The sequence below is a fragment of the Bradyrhizobium septentrionale genome, from assembly GCF_011516645.4.
Classification (GTDB): Bacteria; Pseudomonadota; Alphaproteobacteria; order Rhizobiales; family Xanthobacteraceae; genus Bradyrhizobium; species Bradyrhizobium septentrionale.
In genome coordinates this window covers 8,828,219-8,848,288 of sequence record NZ_CP088285.1, presented here as the reverse complement: position 1 = coordinate 8,848,288, position 20,070 = coordinate 8,828,219, and the positions used below count along the sequence as shown (strand labels likewise).

The following is a 20,070-nucleotide window of genomic DNA, read 5'->3' as shown; positions in this document are numbered from 1 at the left end:
TGGGAAAGCAGGTCATGCCGCCAGCGGAACTGGTCTGCCGCAAGCAATCATGGCTCGCGATCGTGCTGGTGCTGGCGGGAAGCGGGGTCGCGTGCGCGGCGCCGCTGTCATCGGCATCTCCATCTGCAGGTGCGACGAACGCTCAATCGGTCCGGCGCGTACAGGCCCCGCGCGGCCCGGCAAATGCGGCCAGCGTGTCGCTTGAAATCCTGCCGGGACCAACTGTCAACATTGGCAGCAAGGTGTCATTCGGCGTAACCGCCAGGAAGCCCGGGTATCTCATGCTGGTGGATGTTGATGCGGAAGGGCGCATGTCCCAGATCTTTCCGACTGCCGAGCTGTTGGCGCAGTCGGTCGGACCCGACATGAATCTTGTCAAGCCTGGCGTCCAATTCATTGTTCCGACCCCGGCGGCACAGCAACGCGGATTTGAGTATGTCGTCGCGCCGCCGGCCGGGTCCGCTGTGATCGTTGCGATCCTGAGCGAGCGGCGTGCGCAATTGCTGGATTTGCCGGACGTTCAGCGCAAGCTTCAGGGGCCGGCCGATACGTTGAGCTATCTGTCGGACTGGACCAGTCAGCTGCGTGTACCGGACAGCGGCAGCGGAAAACTGGTGCCGAACAATTGGTCGTTCGACATCAAATCATACTCCATCAAGTAGGTAAGCGATCGCGTTGCTGCAGCTTGCTCAGGCGGCTGAAGCAACCGCCCCGCGCGATCATGTGGTGAATGTCCCGGTGGCTGAGGGTGACGTTCAGCTTCTTCAATGCAGGGCTCTGCGGTTGAGCTCCGTTTCCGTCCATCGCCGCCAAATCACGCTTGCGGGAGAGACGGCGGCCCATACACGATCTCGGGCGCGCCGCCGTCATGCCGTCCTAGTTGCAGACCTCAACGTTGCCGGTACCGCCGCCGGGACCTCCGCCGCCACGGTAATCGAGATGACATCCGCGACGGACCGGGCGGCATAGATATGCATCACACACGATCTGGCCGCTGCCACCCGAGGGCCTTGCAGTCGCCTGTCGTCGTCGGGGAACATCGGCTTGCGGCTCGGAGATATCCCGTAGCGAACGATCCGAGCGCGACGCGCGCGACGGGCGCTCATCCATGTTGCGCTTCGCCACCGGCTTTTTCCCGCGGCGCTTCTCGCATTCGTTATCCTCGTTCAGGAACGAGCCCTCGGCGCAAGTGATCTTGCGGCACTGATCGCCGTCCGCCCTGTAGCCTTGCTCGCAGATCAGCGGGCAAACGCGGGCCGGCTTCAGCTTGATCGCATCGAGCGCATCGAGGCTTGCGAGCTTGACGTCAAATTTGGTCCCGGCGTGGCGGTTGAACAGGGTCAGGGAGCGACGCGAGGCCGCGTTCCACTCACCGTCGACGGAGCCCGTGAAACAGCCAACCCGGCTCAATTCGCTCTGTACCGATTTGGCAAGATCCTCCTGCGGCGCCGCCGGGTTCAAGGCGGCAACCTTCGCGCCCTCGCTAGTCTGGGAGGGGGGTGCGGGTGCAAGATTGTCCGGCCTGGCGCTGTCGGGGGCAGGTCCGTTCGGGGAAAGCATGGCGACCGTTGAGGATTGGGATGCAGTCCGCTTCCGTTCGGCCTCGGTTGCTTGTTCCAGCGCTGCCTGCTTGGTTCTTTCAGCCGCGATCCGGGCATCCTCCGCAGCCTTGAAAGCAGCGGCCGCTTTTTCCTGCTCGGCCCGCTGGGCTCCTTCGGACGCAAGCCGAGCTTGCTGCTGCTCCGCTTCCTGCGCTTTCCTGGTCGCGGTAACGCGTGCGTCCTCCGCGTCGATCTGATTGAGCTGAAGCTTGGCCAGATTTGAGTAATAGCCGTCGGGATGCTGGGTGAGGAACGCACTCATGGCAGCTTTATTGCCGACCTGCAGGGCCAATTCGTAGTCACGACGAGTCTCGGACGAGGCGTTGGCCGGCGGCGGCGCCGGTTCCTCTGCCTTTGGCACGAGCGCAACGTCGTCGCCGCCCAGCGAGCCGTAGACGTACGGCTCCTGTCGATTACCGGTAGCTTGCAAGACATCGTCGCGGACGAAGCCGAAAGCCCTGCGCAAATCGAGTCCAGGCTTTGCGATATACTTGACCAGTGCTGTCGCGTATGGACTGTTCGTGCTGTTGCCGTCGAGCGCGGTCAGTCCGGCTTTCGCCGCAAACGCGATCAGCGTATTGGATACGGCGGGTTCGACCCGGGCAAGCCCGCGGCTGATCGCGCGCGAAGCGACGGTTCGTTTCATCGTGTCGGCAAATGGATTGTTGCGACAGGCGTCAACGATCACGACGCGCAGTTGCCTGGCGGGCTCGATCGCCAGCAGGATACGATCGAGCGAGAAGGCCTCGTCATAGATATCGGTGTCGCGTTCAAGTCTGGCATCTGTCGGGATCAGATAATTCGTCCCGTCGATCTCGATTCCATGACCTGCATAGTAGACCACGGCAACGTCTGCATCGCGGGCTTGATCGGCGAAATCCCTCAGTGCCCGCCGCATGTCGCTCGAGGCCAGGTTGAGCCGGGACTCGACCACATCGAACCCGGCGCCCTTCAGGGTCGCGGCGATAGCGGCAGCATCATTGGCAGGGTTCGGAAGCAGCGGCGCGTTCTGATAGTTGGAGTTTCCGACGACCAGAGCCACTCGCTTCGTCGCCCAAGCTGGCTGAGACGCCAGGAGAACTGAAGCGGCAAGAAGAACAAAAACTCTGAGGTGTGTGTACAAGCGCATGGCGAACGTCCGAAATCGGCCCGAAACAATGGTAGCTTTATCGAAGATGGCCGCGCACAAACTCCACTGCGTCAAGCGTTACGAGCGCCGGCCTACCTGCGTACAGTAACAATCTTGAGTCCAATCCATTCCTGATATTGTCGTTCGGGGCAGGGAGGACGTTCAAGCGCACACGGAAGAGTGTAGGGTTCATGGCGGGCATCCGAACGATATCGAATGACTTGTAAGATATTGAAATCGTTGTTTTTTATCTTTTGCGCAGTGTGGCCGGGAGTGCCGGCAACCGGCCGGGCTTCGCCAAGTGCAGTTCCATCCCTTGATAGTGAACTCATAATTGAGTGCGCATCGCCCGATGCGCAAGCGATGCTCGTGCCGGATCGTGAGCTTGGGACGGGCACGTTGTTGGTCCTTGTGGCGAAGGTTCAGCCGGCTGGTCTCGACGTTTTGTCGCAGCCGCGAGCCTGTTCCATGGGACCGCGAACTGCGCCCATCTGGATGCAACGCCAATCCGCTCAAGCTGAGACCCGTGGGCCCAGAACAAGGATCGCGGCGCGACTGCTCAGGAAAATCTGAACATGCTCGCGTCGAGCTGTCCCGGCGTGATCCCGATCAGCCAGGCCGCGTTGCCTGCGGCATCGGTGATGATGGTCGAGGCGATGCCAGCGGCGTAGGTCTCGGCGGCCTGCACATCGGCAAACGAATGCAGCGATGTACCCGCGAAGTTCAGGATGTCATTGACGCCGCCCACGTTGAAATCCTGGATGACCATGACTTCCGACGCCGTATCGTCGATGGTGAAGGTGTCGGAACCGCCACCGCCCCAAGCGTAGTCGACGCCACCGCCGCCATCAATCACATCGGCACCGGTGCCCATCAGAAAGACGTCGACGCTACTGCCGCCGGTAACTGTATCGCCGCCATTGGAGCCGTAGATGTAATTCTGGCCTGAACCGCCGTAAATGACGTTGCCGTCGGTTTCACCCGAGGAGATGAAGATATTGAGGCCGGCGCCGCCATACATGGTGTCGATGCCTGCGCCGCCATAGAAGTAATTGGTGCCCATGTCGCCGAACAGCACATCGTTTCCGGCTTCGCCGTACATCACATTCACGTCCGATGCCGACGCTCCACCCGTGCCATCGAGCAAATCGTCACCCGCGCCACCGAACAGGTAATTGAAGCCGGCGCCGCCGTAGAGGACATCGTTGCCGTCTTCGCCGAGCAGCACATCGAGGCCGTAGCCGCCATAGACGGTGTCGTCGCCGGCGCGGGCATAGGCGTAGTCGTTGCCACCGTTGAGATAGAAAATGTTCGCGTCCGTCGTGCCGACAAATACGTCGTTGTATGCGCCGCCGACCAACCCCTCGATCGAATTCAACTGATCCGTGCCAAGTCCGGGCGCGGTGACGACCGGGTTGGTGAGATAGATGAGAAGATTGCCTGTTGCGCCCGAGAAGTCTGCGAGATCAAGTCCGCCACCGCCGTTGAGGGTGTCGTCTCCAGCCCCACCGCTCAGCGTATCGCCTTCGGCGCTGCCGTTCAGCGTATCGTCTCCGTCCAGCCCTTCGAGCCAGCCGCCGTAGGATGGCGCGGTGAGCGTCTCGGCCGCCGACGTTCCAAGCGTCACCAGCGATAAGGTCTGATCCGAAAATTGCAGCGTGTTCACGCCAATCAGAGTGGCGCTGCCAAGCGGCGATCCTGGGCGCGTGTCGGTGAGGATGAAGGAGTTGCCGCTGCCGCGCGATATCTGGAAGGCGCTGAGCGGTGCAGCGAAGGTGGCCGTATTCTGGGCAAGCGGGTCGCCGAAGGCGGTATCGTTGCCGCCGCTCAAGATGAACGTCTTGGTCCCGGAGCCGCCGTAAAGCAGATCGTTGCCTGCGCCGCCGTCGAGCGTATCGCTGCCGTTACCCCCGTAGAGCACGTCGTCGCCGGCGCCACCGGCGAGCGCATCGTTGCCGTTAGCTCCGTAGAGCCGGTCGTTGCCTGCGCCGCCGTCGAGAAGATTGCCCCCTTCATTGCCGATCAGCCAATCATCGCCGTTGCCGCCGTAAAGCGAGTCGGCGTCGGTGGTTGCCGTGAATGCAAAGCCCGACGTGGCATAGATGAGGTCATTGCCATCATCGCCATAGAGCTGGTCGGCCCCGCTGCCGCCGTTGATCGTATCGTTTCCGGCATCACCGTGGATGACATCCGCGTCGCCGCCGTCGCCGCCATACAGGTTCCAACCGGGTGTGTCGCCCCATAGCTGATCGTCGCCGAGGCCACCGTAAAGGACATCCTTACCGGCATCGCCGGTGATGTAATCCGCACCTGCTTCGCCGAGCAGGATGTCGTTTCCGGCACCTCCCGACTCCGAGTCGCTGCCATTGCCGCCGTAGACGATGTCGTTCCCGGAATTGCCGCCCAGCGAGTCGTTGCCGTCCTCGCCGTAGACGACGTCGTCCCCGGGACCGCCGCTCAGATAATCGCGCGCGACGCCTCCGATGGCGGTGTCGTTGCCGGACTCGCCCGACAGAAAGTAGCCGTTGGGGTTGTTCGCGATCACCGTATCGTTGCCGGCGAGGATTGCGTGCCACAGCCCTGAAATATCGAGGCTCGACGTGATGGTGTAGCTGAACCCGGTGATCGATTCCCAAAGCGTCGCCCCGTCGCTGGACGTCCAGCTAATCCCGGTGACGACACCGCCCGTCAGATTGCTTCCGCTATAGGTCAGTCCGGTGCCGATGATGTTGATCAGACCGAAAGTGGAACTGGGCAGTCCACTCGGATAGACCGGATCAAAGCCGAACTGCAAACCCCAGGGTTCCGCGACAAAATCAGTCTGCGGTTCGACGATCGGCCAAATCGGATCGCCGTTGGGAAACGACGCAAACATGACCGGTTCGGGATGAGGATTGATCGTATAAACGGCCATGCCCAACTCCGGCAATCTGGCGCGAACGAAGGCGTTCATTAAAACCTTAGGTTACGCATTGCGGTGCGGTTGGGAAAGACCCAATCGGGTCATGCACCGGCCCCCGATGCAGTTCCGGCACATGGGGTGGGCGAGGACTGCCGCGCCGAAGCCCAACGGGGGCGCAGCGGGCGGCGTCCGGCTCGCTCATTCCATCCGCGCAAACAGCTCCACCAGCGTTTCGCGCAGCCAGCGTTGCGCGGGGACGGTGTCGTTGCGCTGGTGCCAGAACAGGCTGACGACGCGTGGCGGGGCCGGCAGCGGCACCGGCATCGCGTGCAGATCGGGCGCCTGGCGGGACTGCGCGCTGAGATCGCGCGGCAGCACCGCGATCAAGTCGGACTGCCGCAGGATCTCGTAGGCGGCGTTGTAGTGATTGACGGTGGCGACCAGATTGCGCGACAGCCCGCGCGAGGCGAGAAACTGGTCGTAGGTCGGCAGCGTCCTGCCGGCGAGGCTTACATCGACATGCTTGGCGGCGAGGAAGCTGCGGGTGCTGAGCCGCTTCTGCCTGGCGAGCGGATGATCCCGCCGCATCATGCAGGCATATTCGACGGTCCATAGCGAGCGTGAGCGGATCACGGCCGGCGGATGCTGCGCCTCGTTGACATAGACGCTCAGCACGCAATCGACCCGGTTGTCCTCGAGCCGGTCGCCGATCTCCAGGATGGTGTTGGGCATGGTGTGGATGCGCGCGGACGGCGCCACGTCATTAAAGCGGTTCAGCAGCCGCGGCATCACCAGCGAGGAGACGTAATCCGACATCGACAGGCTGAATTCACCCTGGGTGTGCCGCGGATCGAAGGCATCCTCGTCGAGCGCGTGGCGGACGTTTTCCAAGGCGTCGCCGATCGGCTCCCACAGCGCCACGGCGCGCTGCGTCGGGCGGATGCCGCTGGCGGTGCGGACGAACAGGGGATCGCCGAGCGCATCACGCAACCGGGCGAGCGCGTTGCTGACGGCGGGCTGGGTCATGGTCAGCGCGCTCGCGGCCCGTGTGACGCTGCCCTCGGTCATCAGCGCCTCGAAGACTTTCAGAAGGTTGAGGTCGAGCGTGCGGAAGGCCATGAGCAATATTCACGCTGGTGATGTACTAGATAATAATTATAAATTATTCCTATAATAGCGATTTGTCTATTATTCCCCGATTGACCTCGCGGCGCGTGCCGAACCGTGGGGCGCCGAGGGGGATGTTTCATGTCGATGATATCGGCGCGCATCGAGCGCCTGCCGTTCGCGCGTTTCCATATTCACCTGCTGCTGATGGGCGGCCTGGGCTATCTGTTCGACGCGATGGATGCTGCGGTTCTCGCGTTCATCCTGCCGGTGCTGCGCACCGCCTGGGGGCTCACCAATGTCGAGACCGGCGTGCTCGGCAGCAGCACCTTCGTCGGCTATCTGTTCGGCGCGCTGTTCGCTGGGATGCTGGGGGACCTGATCGGCCGCCGCGCGGTGATGATGTCGGCGCTGGCGCTCTACAGCGCGGCCTCGCTGGCGAGCGCGGCGGTGGACAGCTGGCCGTCGTTCTTCGCCGCGCGCGTCGTTGCCGGCATGGGCACCGGCGCGGAGAGCGCGATCATCGCACCATATCTCGCGGAGTTCGTGGCGCGGCGTTACCGCGGCAGCTTCACCGGCGCGCTCGCGGGCTTCTTCTCGTTCGGCTTCGTCGCCGCAGCGCTGCTCGGTTATTTCATCGTGCCCGCTTACGAGAACGGCTGGCGCATCGTGCTCGTCATCACCGCCATACCTGTCGTGATGCTCTTGTGGTGGCGCCGCTCGCTGCCGGAATCGCCGCGCTGGCTGGAAAGCCGGGGCAGGGCGAAAGAAGCCGAGGCGGTGCTTGACAGGATTGAGGCCAGCTTCGTGCGCGAGGGCCGCGTGCTGTCACCTGCGGTCGCAGAGCCCGCCGCACCGGCGGTATCGTCGGGAACGCTGCTGAGCAATGTTGCCGCGCTGCTGGCCGGCCGCCAGGCGCGCATCACCACCATGACCTGGATCATGTGGCTGTCGATCACGTTCAGCTACTATTCGTTCTTCGTCTGGATTCCCGGCCTGCTGGTGCAGAACGGCATGAGCATCACCAAGAGCTTTGGCTATTCGCTCGCGATGTATTGCGCGCAGGTGCCCGGCTATTTCACCGCGGCCTGGTTCAACGAGCGGATCGGCCGGCAAGCCACGATCGCGTCCTACATGCTGCTCGGCGGCGTCAGCGCGATGGGCCTCGCCTTCGCCAAGAGCGACGGGGAGATCATGCTGGCCGGTCTGCTGTTGTCGTTCTTCATGAACGGTACCTATGCCGGCGTCTATGCCTACACGGCAGAGGTGTTTCCGACCGCGATCCGGACCACGGGAGCAGGGCTCGCATCCGCGATCGGCCGCATCGGCGCGATCGTCGCGCCGATCCTGGTCGGCTATCTCTATCCGAGCTTTGGTTTTGCCGGCGTGTTCGGCGTCACCACCTCAGTGCTGCTGATCGGTGCCGTCACCGTCCTCTTGATGGGCGTGCGGACGCGGGGACGATCGCTGGAAGAGATCGCAAGCGAAGCCGCGTGATCACGCAGGCCGCGTCCTGACAGGAGACCATCATGTCCACCATCCTCTTCAAGAATGCCGCGCTGCTCGATCCACTTCGGCCCGAACTCCTCGAAGGGCATCACGTTCTGGTCGAGGATCGCCTGATCAAGGAGGTGTCCGATCGGCCGATCGAGGCCGCCGCGGACCGGATCATCGACCTCAGGGGCAAGACCCTGATGCCCGGCCTGATCGACCTGCATGTCCATGCGGTCGCCGTCGAGCTCGACCTGTCGCTGCAGGCGCGGATGGCGAATGTGCTGGTGACACTGCGCTCGACCATGCTGCTGCGCGGCATGCTGAAGCGCGGCTTCACCACCGTCCGCGATGCCGGCGGCGCCGGCTACGCGCTGAAGCAGGCGATCGACACCGGCCTGACCGATGGTCCACGCCTGTTCGTCTCCGGCCGCGCGCTCAGCCAGACCGGCGGCCACGGCGACGGGCGCGCCCGCTCGGATTATCTGGCCGACCCGACATGCTCCTGCTGCGTGCGGGTCGGCGCGATCGCGCGCGTCGTCGACGGCGTCGATGCGGTGCGCAAGGCGGTGCGCGAAGAGCTGCAGATGGGCGCTGACCAGATCAAGATCATGGCGTCCGGCGGCGTCGCGTCGCCGACCGATCCGATCGGCGCGTTCGGCTATTGCGAGGACGAGATCCGCGCCATCGTCGCGGAGGCGCGGGCGCGTCACACCTATGTGCTGGCCCATGCCTACACGGCCGAGGCGATCGAGCGCGCGGTGCGTTGCGGCGTGCGCACCATCGAGCATGGCAATCTGGTCGATCTGCCGACCGCGCGGCTGATGGCCGAGCAGGGCGCCTATGCGGTGCCGACCCTCGTCACCTATGAGGCGCTGGCCACCGAGGGCGCGAAATACGGCCTGCCGTCGGCGAGCGTCGCCAAGGTCGCCGACGTGCGCGATGCCGGGCTGCGCTCGCTCGCGATCTACCGCGAGGCCGGCGTCAGGATGGGTTACGGTTCCGATCTGCTCGGACCATCGCAACGGTTGCAGAGCGATGAGTTCCGGATCCGCGCCGAGGTGCTCGGCGCGCAGGCGGTGATCGAAAGCGCGACGATTGTCGGTGCCGAGGTGCTCGGCATGACGGGCAAGCTCGGCCGCATCGTGCCGGAGGCCTTCGCCGATCTCCTGGTGCTGGAGGGCAATCCGTTGCGCGATGTGGCGTGCTTGCTCGGCCAGGGCGAGCACATCCCGCTTGTCATGAAGGCTGGCAAGGCCGAGGTCGATCGGCTGGGCCGGTAGGGCGCACCAAAAAAATATCGAAAACAACCCCATGCAAAGTAGCCGGCGACTGCCGGCGGACACGGCAGCTTGACTCGTCGGGCAACTCAGCGGCATTATTCGATTATCCAGAAATCATTCAGCTTCGCTCGTCTCGCCCCCGCAAGCGGGAGAGGTGCAGCCAGTTCAGTCGGACTTCAGTGTGCTTTAGTCTTCGGTTCTCACCACACCACGCGGAAGCCGGCGGTGCCCTTGTAGCTGTGGTTGTCGCCGGCATCCTGCAGGCTGGCGCGATAGGTCGCTTCGCCGAACAATGTGTAGCGGCCGTTGGCCCAGCTGTAGCTGCCGCCGCCGCCGATGCTGCCCCACAGGCGGTCATTGGCGCTGGCGAAGCCGCTGCCCGCGACATCGACGTTGGTGCCGTCGAGGAACTCGTAGTGCAGATTGCCGATCGCGTAGAGGTCCGAGCGGACGATGCTCGTCCCGTCATACCAGCTCTTCTGGTGATTGAGCATTAGCCCGACGCGGCCGAGCAGGCTGTCCGCATTGGTGAGCGAGACCAGCGCGCCGAAGCGGTCGGTGAAGCCGTCGAAGTCGACCTTCGAATAGGCGAGCTGCGCCTGCGGCGTCAGCGAAAAGCCGCTGCCGACATTGATCCGCTTGCCGCCTTCGACGCTGAAGGCATAACCAAGGCCTTCATTGCCGTGAGCCATGTTGCCGACGAGATCGGAAGTGAGATCGCCGCGGTAGAACATGGTCTGCATCTGTCCGTCGAGATAGACGCCGTTGTCGCCATACCAGGTGGCGGTGGCGCCGACGCCGGTGCCCTCGGCGCGGATGCGGCCGTTGCCGAACAGCGAATTCACGTAGGCCGTGGTCAGGCCGTATTGCAGCGTAAGCCCGACGATCAGGCGCCCATAGCTGTTCTCGAGCGCAAGGCCGTCGAGCCCGGCCTGCGCCTTGAACTGATCGCTGTTGGTGGTCGAGCCTGTGGTGTTCGACGGCCGCAGGTTGGACTGGCCGCCCTCGACGCGGCCCCAGAATGCCGACTGTGTCCACGAACTGTCCGCCTGCGCCGCCGGCGTGACGCCCATCCGCGCCATCGCCTCTCCGTCGCCGCCGCCCCAGTAGCGGTTTCCGACGCGCTCCTGCAGCGACGGCAGCTCGTTCATGCCGAGCAGCACTCCGGCGTAGTTTTCGTAAAGCGGCACGCCGGGCTGGTAGAGCGGACCGGTGATCACGGGCGGTGTTGTCGGATCGCTGGGATTGGCGAGGCTGGAGCGCAGATACCAGTCGCCATCCGATGGCGTCGAGATGCCATTCTTCTGCAGCGTATAGGCATAGGCGCCGGCGACGATCGCCTGCTCGCCCTTCAGCACATAGTTGCCGGCCAGCGCGAATGTGCCGTTCGAGGCGCCGGCGACGTCGATCAGCCTGATGCCGTCAACCGTCTGCACGCCGCCACCGCCGAAATTGGCGACCTTCACGGTCGAGGTGCCCGAAGTGCTTCCCAGCACGAAGAGGCGGTCGGTGGCTGAGTTGTCGCCGCCGAGCACGGTGTTGAACAGCAGCGTGCCGCCATTGCCGACGTAATTGCCGGCGACCGTCAGCGTGGTCGCGGGCGTCGTGCCGAACCGCAACGTGCCGGCATTGCTGAATCCGCCCACGACCTGGCTGAAGCCGTTGAGGTCGATCGTGGTGCCGGCGCCGGCCGTGACGGCAGATACCGAGCTGAAGGCATCGGCCGCACCGGCGCGCAGCGTACCGCCGCTGACCGTGGTGGCACCGCTGTAGCTGTTGATGCCGGACAGGATTTGCGTGCCGCCGGTGAGTGCAAGCCCGCCGGTGCCCTTGATCGCACCGGCAAATGTGTCGCTGGCATTGGTGAGTGTCAGCGTCTTGGCGCCGAGCGCGACATTGCCGCTGCCAGCCAAGCTCTGGATGCTGGTGCCGGCGCCGGTGAGGCCGGAGATATCGAAGACCGAGTTCGCCACCACATGGCTTGAATTGCCGATCGATCCCGTGCCTGACAACGCCAGCGTGCCGCCGGTGATCGTGGTCACGCCGCTATAGGTGTTGGCGCCGGACAGCGTCTGCGTGCCGCCTGTGAGTGTCAGCCCACCGCTGCCGCCGATCACGCCCGCAAACGTGTCGTTGGCGGCGGTGATGGACAGCGTCTTGGCGCCGAGATCGACGCCGCCGGTGCCCGACAGCCGCGGGATGCTGGTGCCGATGCCGGAAAGCCCTGCGATGTTGAACGTGCCGTTCGCGATCACCTGGCTGGAGGCGGCAATATCGCCACCGCCGGTCAGTGCCAGCGTGCCTGATGTGATTGTGGTCGCGCCGCTATAGGCCTGGACGCTCGACAGCGCCTGCGTGCCGCCGGTGAGCTGCAATCCGCCGGTACCGCTGATCGTCCCGGCGAACGTGTCGTGCGCGTTGGTGAGGATCAGATTATTGGCGCCGAGCGTGACGATGCCAGCGCTGCTGCCGGCGAGGCTCTGGATGTGGGCGTTGCTCGCGGAGGCGAACGAAAGATCGAGCGTTGCGTTCGCGACCACCCGGCTCGAATTGACGAGGCCATCGTTGGAGCCTGTCAGCCTGAACGCGCCTTGCTGGATCACGGTCTCGCCGGTGTAGGTGCTGCCGCTGCCGAAGAAGAGGATCCCGTTGCCGATCTTGGTCAATCCGCCGACGCCGCTGAAGCCGCCGGTGCCGGCGCCGTTGAAGGCGATGACATTGAACCCCTGGGTATCGAGGGTCAGCCCGCCCGCAGCGATGTTGTGCTGGGCGACGGTTCCGCCAAAGAAGGCGGACGCGCTCGTGGCGAGGGCGCGAACGGTGGCGTTGTCGTAGTTCACCCGGCCGCCGGCGTTGCTGATAGCGATACTGGTTGTCTCCAGCGTGCCGCCGCTGATGTTAAGGGTGCCTGAGCCGGTGCCGGCAGGGCTGGTGACGACGATTCTGCCTGGTGTGACAACGGTCGCGCCGTTCTCGATGTTGAGGGTGTTTGTGCCAATAGCGCTGACATTAAGTATGCCATTGATGCTCCACCGCGATCCGGCTCCGGTCACGGTCACGGTGGATGTCGTGCCAGTCGTATTGCCGATCGAAAGGGAGGCGCCGGTGGTTGTCATTACCGCGCCGTTCTGAATTGTGAGGTTGGCATTCACCCCGGCCGTGACTCCGCCGAACTTGAAATTGCCCGTCGTGCCCGTCGCCCCAGCGGCCACGCCGAGGACGATGTTTGAAGTCTTGTCGACGGCGACCGCACCACCGGCCGGCGCCGTTCCGCCGGTCCAGTTCGAGCCGACCGTCCAGTCGTTGCTGGTGGCGCCGATCCACGCCTGCGCCGCCGCGGATCGCGGCTGGAGCGACACGAGCGCGACCGCCGAAGCACTCATCAAGAGCAGGCGTTGGAAATGCACGCGTCTGTAGGATGGTGATGCAGTCCGTCGCGCACTCGGGCGTTGATTGTCATTCGCCTGTCGCTGTTTCGTCGCAGCCCCGATGCATTCGCGCATGGTGCTTTGGTCCCTTGTTCTTGCCGCTGCCCGGCAGGTTGCATTCCGGCAAACATTCGCCGGCAGCGGATGTGTGTTACGCTATGTGACTCACTGTGAGCTGACAAATGAAGGTTGTATCGTTGGCAACGAAACGGAGCGCGGTGTGCTCGCGATGCAACGTCCGCGCGCTGCAATTAATCGATCGCTAACCAGTTGAGTCGCGTTGGGCACGGTGCCGTGCGCAAGCACACGTCGGAGGCTGCCGCCGGGCAGGGGTGCAATCGCAGGGGTAACGCGGTTCGCAGGACCGGTAGCAGATCGACAGCATGGAGGGGCTTGGGCAGGCCCGCATGCGGTGCCTCGACCGCCAGACGCGCGCGATCACATTACCGCTGGCAGCGTTGACGTTGCCGGGCGGACACACGACATACCGCCTGCCTGATCCCACTCGCCGCTCCGGAGCAAGAAATGAACGCGCCGCCTGACATCGATTCCGTCGCTCCGCAATCTGACGGCGAGATTGTGCGCTGGCTGACCAACGAGACACATGACCAGCGTTTCATCGACAATATCTTCGCCGAGCTCTGCATCCGGCTCCAGCAAGCGGGCATTCCCCTCAAGCGGGCGACGATGAATCTCCTGATTCAACATCCGCAATGGCTCGGCGCCCGGATCATCTGGGCCGACGGCAAGCGCGAGGCCGAGATCACGCGGGTCGACTACGAAGTCAGGGAGAGCTCGGAATATATCGGCAGTCCGGTCTACGAAATCCATCAGGGTGCCACCGAGGTGCGCGAGCGGCTCGAACGCGAGCCGGGCCGCAAGCACGCGCTCTATGACGAGATGCGTGCGCAGGGCCTGACCGACTATGTGGCGTGGCCGCTGCTCCATACGCTTGGCAAGCGGCATGTCGTGACCTTCGCGACCGATCGTCCTGGAGGTTTTGATGACGCACAGATCGCCAGCCTCTCCAAGGTGCTGCCGGTGCTGGCGCTGGTCAGCGAAATCCGAATGAAGAACCGCCTGGCGCGGACGCTGCTCGAGACCTATGTCGGCTCGCATGCCGGCGAGCTGATCCTGGCGGGTGCGCCGCGGCGGGGCAGCGGGACGACGGTGCGCGCCGCGATCATGATCTGCGATCTCAGGGACTTCACCCGGATCTCGGACAGCTGGCCGCGCGACGACGTGATCGATCTGCTGAACGATTATTTCGACGCGATGTCGGAGCCGATTGCGCGGCATGGCGGGGAAATCCTGAAATTCATCGGCGACGGACTGCTCGCCATCTTCCCGCTCAGCGACCCAAAAGCCTGCGCCAATCTGCTGCACGCCGTGTCCGAGGCGCGGCAGGCGATGGCGGCACTCAGCGAAAAGAACAGCATGATGGGCCGTGCGCCGATGAATTACGGCATCGGCGTCCATGTCGGCGACGTCATGTACGGCAACATCGGATCGCGTACCCGGCTCGACTTCACCGTGATCGGCCCTGCGGTGAACATGGCCTCGCGCCTCGAAGCCCTTACCAAGCAATTGGGAAAAAACGTGCTGCTGTCGCGTGCGTTCGCCGACCTCGTGGAACGCGATTTCCGGCTCGAACGCGTCGGCGAACACGCGGTGCGCGGCTTCAGCGAGCCGATCGAGCTGTTTGCGTTTCAAGGGTGAGTGGCGGGACGTTCGGAGAGAGGCCAATCGCTAGAGCCCCGTTCCGATGGAATCGGAACGGGGCTCTAGATTCTAGTTTTGACGCGTTTTCTTCACGCGAACCGGTAGCCACTTCGCTCGAAAACGCTCTAACGTGGACGCCAGCTCCCGCTACAGCGAATCTTCCGCCGCTTACCGCCGGCGCCGCTGCTTTCTCGGAAACAGCCGATCGCGGATGTAGCGCGAGGTCGGCGTCAGGCGGAGGCCCCGCGGCTTCTGCCAGGCGGCGCGGTCGATCTCCTTCTTGTCGCCGATCGCCAGCCTGCCCTTGGCAAACTTGGCGATGAAGATCGCATCGCTCATCCGGCGGCCGGAACGCTTGTTCTTGGCCGTGACTTCCTTCCACAGGCTGAGCCTGCCGAGCCTGAGCTTCGGCAGCTCCTCCTTGATCTCGCGCTTCAGGCAATCCTTCTCGGTCTCGCGCGCGCGTCTGCGCCCGCCGGGGAACATCCACAGGCCGTCGGATCGGCGTCGTACCAGAAGAACCTTGCCGCGCTTCGCGGCGACCAGCTTCGAGGACTTGGGCATCTACTGTGCAATGATCGAAACAGAATCGCTGTCATCTTAATTTGTCTATTTGAGTAGACAAGTTCGACGGCGCATCGTTCCACCGCAATTTGTTGGCTGGTCGCCGACGACGCGGGGCGTGACGATTGAGGAACTTGCGACGGTGCGCGACCTCTGTTGATCAGTTATTCATCCCCCAACAGCCCCACGTTGAAGTCGTGAAAACTGTCACCCTCAGGGTTCCGACAGGAAGTAACTCGCCGGATCGAGTTCGGCAATCGTGTCCCATGATAACCGGCTGCACCGCTTGACTTTATGTTCTTGTTTTGTTCTAATTGCCTCCACCGTGAACAGGAGGCCGCCATGGACAACCGCATCAGTGAAATTCGCAGGCAGATCAGGGCGCTGCGCGTCAGCATGCTCGAGGCCGAGGCCATCATGCGCGAGCAGCTCAACCGGGACGAGGACTGCGCCTTCGTGGCCGGGGACCTGCTGAAGATGCGTCTGGTCATGAGCCGTCTGGTCGAGGAGCGCGGCGTCCTCGGCGACCGCGAACCGATCATCGTGCATGCGAGCGTTGCGCCGCGTCGCCGCGCGACGGCACCGGTTTCCATTCGCCCGGGGAGGCCAGCGCTGGTCGCCAGCGAAGCGCGTGCGTGATGACGCGCGCAGGATGCTGCGGCTGCGCGCCGAGTTGCGCGAGCTCGACGCATCCGTGAACCGGCTCAGGCGGGCCGGGCGCGACAGCGCGTCGGCGCAGCTTCTGCTGTCGCGCAAGCGCGCCGAGCTGGAAGACGTGATCTGCCGGAGGAAAGATGAGAGAGCCGCTTCGGTATTTCCACGACAGCGATGATCACGCGCCCTGGATCAAGGCGCTGGCCGAGGTCCGGCACCGGGCAACGCGGGAAGGCTGGTGCTTTCACCATGTGCAGGCGATCATCGTGGCGATCGATCAGTATGCGGAGGCCGCGCTCGGCAACCGCGAATTCTTCCTCAACCGGCCGCAAACCGTCGGCCCGCGCAGGCGAGGCGACGTGCCGTAGCACGCCGCCCAGGCCGTTGATGTCATCTGATGACTTGCTTGCGAGTATTGCGTGGGGCAGGCGGGTTGAACGGCCCCGGCGAGATGTCGTGATCGCCGGAGCCGTCCCCGTCCTTGGTGTTTTCTCCCGGAGCGTGAATTATAGTCGGGAAGAAGTGGCAATTGGAATGCCCGCAGCATTACGGGTGTGGATTGTGCTTGCCCACGAACTCCCGACGCCTTGCGGTACGGGCCGCCGTTCGTCGCAGGGCTCGGCAGGTTCGCTCGCCGATTGCCGTTCTCGTTTTCGGAGACGGACCCGGCTTTGCATCGAGATTTTGAAGGGAGAGAAGAAAGGGCCGCGTTTCCGCGGCCCCTCCTTGTGCAATCAATTCGAAATATGAAACAGGCACCGGATTAACGGGGCTACGTTACGTCATTACCCCACAGCCCTGATACTCCGTGAAATTACGGGTGTAAACGCATCGATGACTGCGGCGGCTCGTTCGGCTTACCGCCTGCGAGCCGTTTCCGGATCACCGACAGCCGGCAGTTCACGGCGGCCTCCGTGCGTCCAAGCTGTTGGGCGATCTCCCGCTGCGTCAGCAGCGTCTCTCGGAGCAACTGCAACAGCCGGTGCTCGTCCTCGGTGGTCCACTGTGCCGGCTTGATCTGCATACCCGTACTCCCGGAAAAATCGATGAAGCATGTTGCGAGATCAGACGAGATGTCCCGTTCGGACGAAGCCGATTTTGATCGAAAATATCAGTTGTAGCCGGGAAAAACCGGCAATTGGAAATCCGGGACAATACGGGGCCTCCTGACTGAACGGGACGCGAGCAAACCACCGACCAATCGGTCTTGCTCACACACGACCGACAGTTCTGAATAGCGAGCGGCCGTCCGTCATGATCTCGTGGCGGCAATGCTCAGGGCAGCACATCGGCCGGATGCTTGTCACGATGCTCGACATATTCGACGCGTGTCTGGTCCGGATGCAGTACCAGCATGTTGCGGCCGGTCGGGACCGGCTTGGGAGCCTCCAGCACCGTGGCGCCGACGCGGGGGAGATGGGCGGCGAACGCGTCGATGTCATCGACCAGAAACGTCAGATGCGTCGCCGTGAACGGCTTCAGGCTCTGCTCCGTCCCGGCAATGAACAGGATCGAGGCGACCTGCGCGAGCCTGAGATCATACTCCGGATAGTCGAAGCGAAGGCGCGCCGTCTGGCCGATCAGGGCTTCGTGGAAGGCCACGGCCTCATCCAGACCGTCTAGCGGCAGGTAACGTCTCGCCAGGATATTGAGTATCTTCATCGCCAAATCCTCATCATGTCCTCATGCGTTGCTGCGGCCGCGATCCGGCTCGGTCAGCCGGCGCGACAAGGCGCGCCGCCGCTTGCGCAGCACCGCGATCGCCCGATCGATCTGGTCGAGCTTCTGCTGCATCACTGCGGAGCAGTTCACGCGAGCGCCGCGCCGGCCGCCTTCCAGCGCGCTCAAGAGATTGCGAAGTTCGCGGGTCGAGAACCCCGAAGCGATCAGGTCTCGCACCCAGGCGGCCCGTTCGATCTCCGCCGCGGAGTAGCTTCGGTAGCCGTTCGAAATCCGCTGCGGCACGATCAGGCCCGCCGCCTCATAGTGCCGAAGCACCCGGGCACTCACGCCAAGATGACGCGCCGCCTCCTGAATCCTCATCGCGATCTCCTTCGAGGGTCGGCCTAGCACCTTGTCATTAACGTCAATGTCAAGCGCGGTGGTGGCCGCAGGGGCCAAATGTCCCGGCCTGGCTGATCTGGCCGGGATGGCCAATCCGCTTCCCGCGACATATCGTGGCGATCCGCGGCCGAATCTGAGGCGGATCGTTCATCGCCGGGTCATGCAAATCCGGCCATCGTCAGCGCCGCGCCCGGAGGGGCGGCACATTTGCGGAGGAGGTTTCGGATGGTGAGGGGCTGGCGGATTGCGGCATCGGCGCTCGCTGCTGTCGCGATGGTTGCAACGCTGGGCGTTGAGGCGAACGCGGCGCAGTGCGGCAACGGGCCTGGCGGCTTCGAATCCTGGAAGGGGCAATTCGCCGGCGAGGCGAGGGCCAAGGGCGTCGGCGCCACCGCGATCGACGCGCTGATGCAGGCGCATTACGCCAGCGCGACGATTGCCGCGGATCGCGGCCAGCGCAGCTTCGGCCTGTCGCTCGAGCAGTTCATGGCCAAGCGGGGCTCTGCCACCATCGTGGCGCGCGGCCGTTCGCTGAAGCAGTCGCAGGCGGCGTTATTCGCCTCGATCCAGCAGCGCTATGGCGTGCCGCCGGGACCGCTGATCGCGATCTGGGGCATGGAAAGCGGTTTCGGCAGCCAGCGCGGCAACCAGAACATGCTGTCGTCGATCGCGACGCTTGCCTATGACTGCCGCCGTCCGGAGTTCTTCACCGACCAGCTCTATGCCGCGCTGAAGCTGATCGACCGCGGCACGCTCTCAGGCAGCACGCGCGGTTCGATGCATGGTGAGATCGGCCAGACCCAGTTCATGCCGAAGAACGTCCTCGCCTACGGCACCGGCAATCTCGACGTCGCCGCCAACGCGCTGAACTCGACGGCGAACTTCCTGCGGGCCCATGGCTGGCGCGCCGGCGCCGGCTATCAGCCGGGGGAACCCAACTTCGCCGCGATCGAGGCGTGGAACGCCGCAGGGGTCTATCAGAAGGCGATCGCGATCATGGGGCGGCAGATCGACGGCCAATGAGCGCAGGGCCCAAATTGTTCACATCCAGGTTCCTTCACCCCCTGTTAACGCAACGGTGCCCAGATCGTTTGCGGTGAAACGGAGCAAATGGAAACAGGCTCCATGCTCAAGAACGGCACCTATGCGGCGTGGTTCCGAACGTCGCTTGCTGATGGCACCGGCATCGTCCACGTGGCCGATGGCCGGCTGTGGGGCAGCGATGCCATCATGCTCTACAGCGGCACTTATGAGGTGGACGGCGAGCGCTTCTCTGCCGTTCTGAGCACAAGGCGGCACTCCGATGGACATGCGACCGTGTTCGGCACCGACGATCTCGTGGTGCGGCTCGAGGGTGTCTTTACTGGCGCGATCGCGACCTGCACGGGCAGGGCGGATGCCGTGCCCGATCTCGCCTTCGAGGTGACGCTGATTCCGAGCCAGGACGTGACGCCCGAGCCGCCGGCGGATCTGCCGCTGCCGAAGTTCGATCCGAGCAGGCTGCCGAAGCTGCCGAAACGCTCCAGCCGTTGAACCGAAGCGTTTTCGAGCGAAGCCTGTCCCGGACTTGATCCGGGATGGGTACCGCTTCGCGTGAAGAAAACGCGTCAAAAAGAATCGAGCACCCTGCTACGCACCGCTGGGCCCCGCGGTCTCCGGAAACGGCGCGCCGGGGATGTAAACCTTGAGCGCGCGGATCTCGTAGACCGCCGACGGGTTGACGCTGCGCAGGTCGCGCGCCGCTGCGACCGCCGCCGCTTCATCGGCGCAATCGATCACATAGAAGCCGAGCAGCTGTTCCTTGGTCTCCGAGAACGGGCCGTCGATCACCATGCCGTGGCCTGGCCCGCGCAGCGTGCTGGCCTTGCGCGTATCGCCGAGCCGTGCAGCCGGGCCGAGCCGGCCCTTCAGCCGTTGATGGACCTCGCGCAGGCCCGTCATCACGGCGGCATCCTCTTCGGCGGTCCACGATTTGACCTCGGCTTCGACGTGATAGGCCAGGATGGCATAAAGCATCTATGTGCTCCTCATTTCTGATACGGCAGGCCGAAGGACGTCTCGCGGCAACCCACACCGACATTTCCCTTGTAGCGGACCGGATCGTTCTTGTGGTGCGACAAGGTAT

19 protein-coding genes are annotated in these 20,070 nt (G+C 63.8%); 9 read left to right on the top strand and 10 right to left on the bottom strand.

Going from position 1 to position 20,070, the window contains the following annotated elements; genetic code table 11:
* Positions 1-14: 14 nt before the first annotated feature.
* On the top strand, positions 15-662 hold the full coding sequence (locus HAP48_RS44545; RefSeq protein WP_166206204.1) for a DUF4384 domain-containing protein: 648 nt from the start codon (positions 15-17) through the stop codon (positions 660-662).
* On the opposite strand, the gene HAP48_RS44540 is transcribed toward HAP48_RS44545, so the two are convergent.
* The 4 genes from HAP48_RS44540 to HAP48_RS44515 form a co-directional block, all read right to left on the bottom strand.
* On the bottom strand, positions 655-843 hold the full coding sequence (locus tag HAP48_RS44540) for a hypothetical protein (protein ID WP_224496835.1): 189 nt from the start codon (positions 841-843) through the stop codon (positions 655-657). The two genes, HAP48_RS44545 and HAP48_RS44540, sit on opposite strands and share 8 nt — an antisense overlap.
* A gap of 33 nt (positions 844-876) precedes the next feature.
* Entirely contained in the window at positions 877-2,730 is a 1,854-nt protein-coding gene (locus HAP48_RS44535; RefSeq protein ID WP_210292761.1) for a caspase family protein, read from the bottom strand.
* Between the two features lie 559 nt (positions 2,731-3,289).
* On the bottom strand, positions 3,290-5,683 hold the full coding sequence (locus HAP48_RS50305; RefSeq protein WP_166206198.1) for a calcium-binding protein: 2,394 nt from the start codon (positions 5,681-5,683) through the stop codon (positions 3,290-3,292).
* A gap of 147 nt (positions 5,684-5,830) precedes the next feature.
* Positions 5,831-6,751 (bottom strand): LysR family transcriptional regulator, encoded by a 921-nt coding sequence (locus HAP48_RS44515; protein ID WP_224496834.1) that lies wholly within the window; start codon positions 6,749-6,751, stop codon positions 5,831-5,833.
* A gap of 129 nt (positions 6,752-6,880) precedes the next feature.
* On the opposite strand from HAP48_RS44515, the gene HAP48_RS44510 reads away from it, so the two are divergent.
* Positions 6,881-8,236: an MFS transporter gene (locus tag HAP48_RS44510; RefSeq protein ID WP_166206192.1), complete on the top strand. Its 1,356-nt coding sequence runs from the start codon at positions 6,881-6,883 to the stop codon at positions 8,234-8,236.
* Between the two features lie 32 nt (positions 8,237-8,268).
* Positions 8,269-9,513: a metal-dependent hydrolase family protein gene (locus tag HAP48_RS44505; protein ID WP_166206189.1), complete on the top strand. Its 1,245-nt coding sequence runs from the start codon at positions 8,269-8,271 to the stop codon at positions 9,511-9,513.
* Between the two features lie 200 nt (positions 9,514-9,713).
* On the opposite strand, the gene HAP48_RS44500 is transcribed toward HAP48_RS44505, so the two are convergent.
* On the bottom strand, positions 9,714-12,896 hold the full coding sequence (locus HAP48_RS44500; RefSeq protein WP_166206186.1) for an autotransporter family protein: 3,183 nt from the start codon (positions 12,894-12,896) through the stop codon (positions 9,714-9,716).
* Positions 12,897-13,466: 570 nt separating this feature from the next.
* On the opposite strand from HAP48_RS44500, the gene HAP48_RS44495 reads away from it, so the two are divergent.
* On the top strand, positions 13,467-14,660 hold the full coding sequence (locus HAP48_RS44495; RefSeq protein WP_166206183.1) for an adenylate/guanylate cyclase domain-containing protein: 1,194 nt from the start codon (positions 13,467-13,469) through the stop codon (positions 14,658-14,660).
* Between the two features lie 171 nt (positions 14,661-14,831).
* On the opposite strand, the gene HAP48_RS44490 is transcribed toward HAP48_RS44495, so the two are convergent.
* A complete protein-coding gene (locus HAP48_RS44490) occupies positions 14,832-15,227 on the bottom strand; it encodes an NUDIX hydrolase (protein ID WP_166206181.1) in 396 nt (131 codons plus the stop codon).
* A 342-nt stretch (positions 15,228-15,569) separates the two neighbouring features.
* On the opposite strand from HAP48_RS44490, the gene HAP48_RS44485 reads away from it, so the two are divergent.
* Genes HAP48_RS44485 through HAP48_RS44475 form a run of 3 tightly spaced genes read left to right on the top strand, consistent with a single transcriptional unit; the run spans position 15,570 to position 16,249 of the window.
* Positions 15,570-15,866: a hypothetical protein gene (locus HAP48_RS44485; RefSeq protein WP_166206178.1), complete on the top strand. Its 297-nt coding sequence runs from the start codon at positions 15,570-15,572 to the stop codon at positions 15,864-15,866.
* A 13-nt stretch (positions 15,867-15,879) separates the two neighbouring features.
* The gene (locus tag HAP48_RS44480) at positions 15,880-16,059 is read left to right on the top strand and encodes a hypothetical protein (RefSeq protein ID WP_084518414.1); all 180 of its coding nucleotides are present in this window, start codon (positions 15,880-15,882) and stop codon (positions 16,057-16,059) included.
* Positions 16,022-16,249 (top strand): hypothetical protein, encoded by a 228-nt coding sequence (locus tag HAP48_RS44475; RefSeq protein ID WP_029080225.1) that lies wholly within the window; start codon positions 16,022-16,024, stop codon positions 16,247-16,249. The genes HAP48_RS44480 and HAP48_RS44475 overlap by 38 nt, the downstream gene beginning before the upstream one ends.
* A gap of 446 nt (positions 16,250-16,695) precedes the next feature.
* On the opposite strand, the gene HAP48_RS44470 is transcribed toward HAP48_RS44475, so the two are convergent.
* The 3 genes from HAP48_RS44470 to HAP48_RS44460 form a co-directional block, all read right to left on the bottom strand.
* A complete protein-coding gene (locus tag HAP48_RS44470; protein WP_166206175.1) occupies positions 16,696-16,905 on the bottom strand; it encodes a hypothetical protein in 210 nt (69 codons plus the stop codon).
* Between the two features lie 251 nt (positions 16,906-17,156).
* Positions 17,157-17,543 carry a VOC family protein gene (locus tag HAP48_RS44465; protein WP_166206171.1) on the bottom strand — a complete coding sequence of 129 codons (387 nt, stop codon included), beginning with the start codon at positions 17,541-17,543 and terminating at the stop codon, positions 17,157-17,159.
* A 21-nt stretch (positions 17,544-17,564) separates the two neighbouring features.
* The gene (locus HAP48_RS44460; RefSeq protein ID WP_166206169.1) at positions 17,565-17,924 is read right to left on the bottom strand and encodes a MerR family transcriptional regulator; all 360 of its coding nucleotides are present in this window, start codon (positions 17,922-17,924) and stop codon (positions 17,565-17,567) included.
* 246 nt (positions 17,925-18,170) lie between these two features.
* Here HAP48_RS44460 and HAP48_RS44455 point away from each other — a divergent pair, with 246 nt between their 5' ends.
* Both HAP48_RS44455 and HAP48_RS44450 read left to right on the top strand, forming a co-directional pair.
* Positions 18,171-18,968: a lytic murein transglycosylase gene (locus HAP48_RS44455; protein WP_166206166.1), complete on the top strand. Its 798-nt coding sequence runs from the start codon at positions 18,171-18,173 to the stop codon at positions 18,966-18,968.
* 102 nt (positions 18,969-19,070) lie between these two features.
* Complete coding sequence (locus HAP48_RS44450; protein ID WP_166206163.1) at positions 19,071-19,478, top strand: hypothetical protein; 408 nt, start codon at positions 19,071-19,073, stop codon at positions 19,476-19,478.
* A gap of 96 nt (positions 19,479-19,574) precedes the next feature.
* On the opposite strand, the gene HAP48_RS44445 is transcribed toward HAP48_RS44450, so the two are convergent.
* Complete coding sequence (locus HAP48_RS44445; protein ID WP_166206160.1) at positions 19,575-19,961, bottom strand: YciI family protein; 387 nt, start codon at positions 19,959-19,961, stop codon at positions 19,575-19,577.
* Positions 19,962-20,070 lie beyond the last annotated feature (109 nt).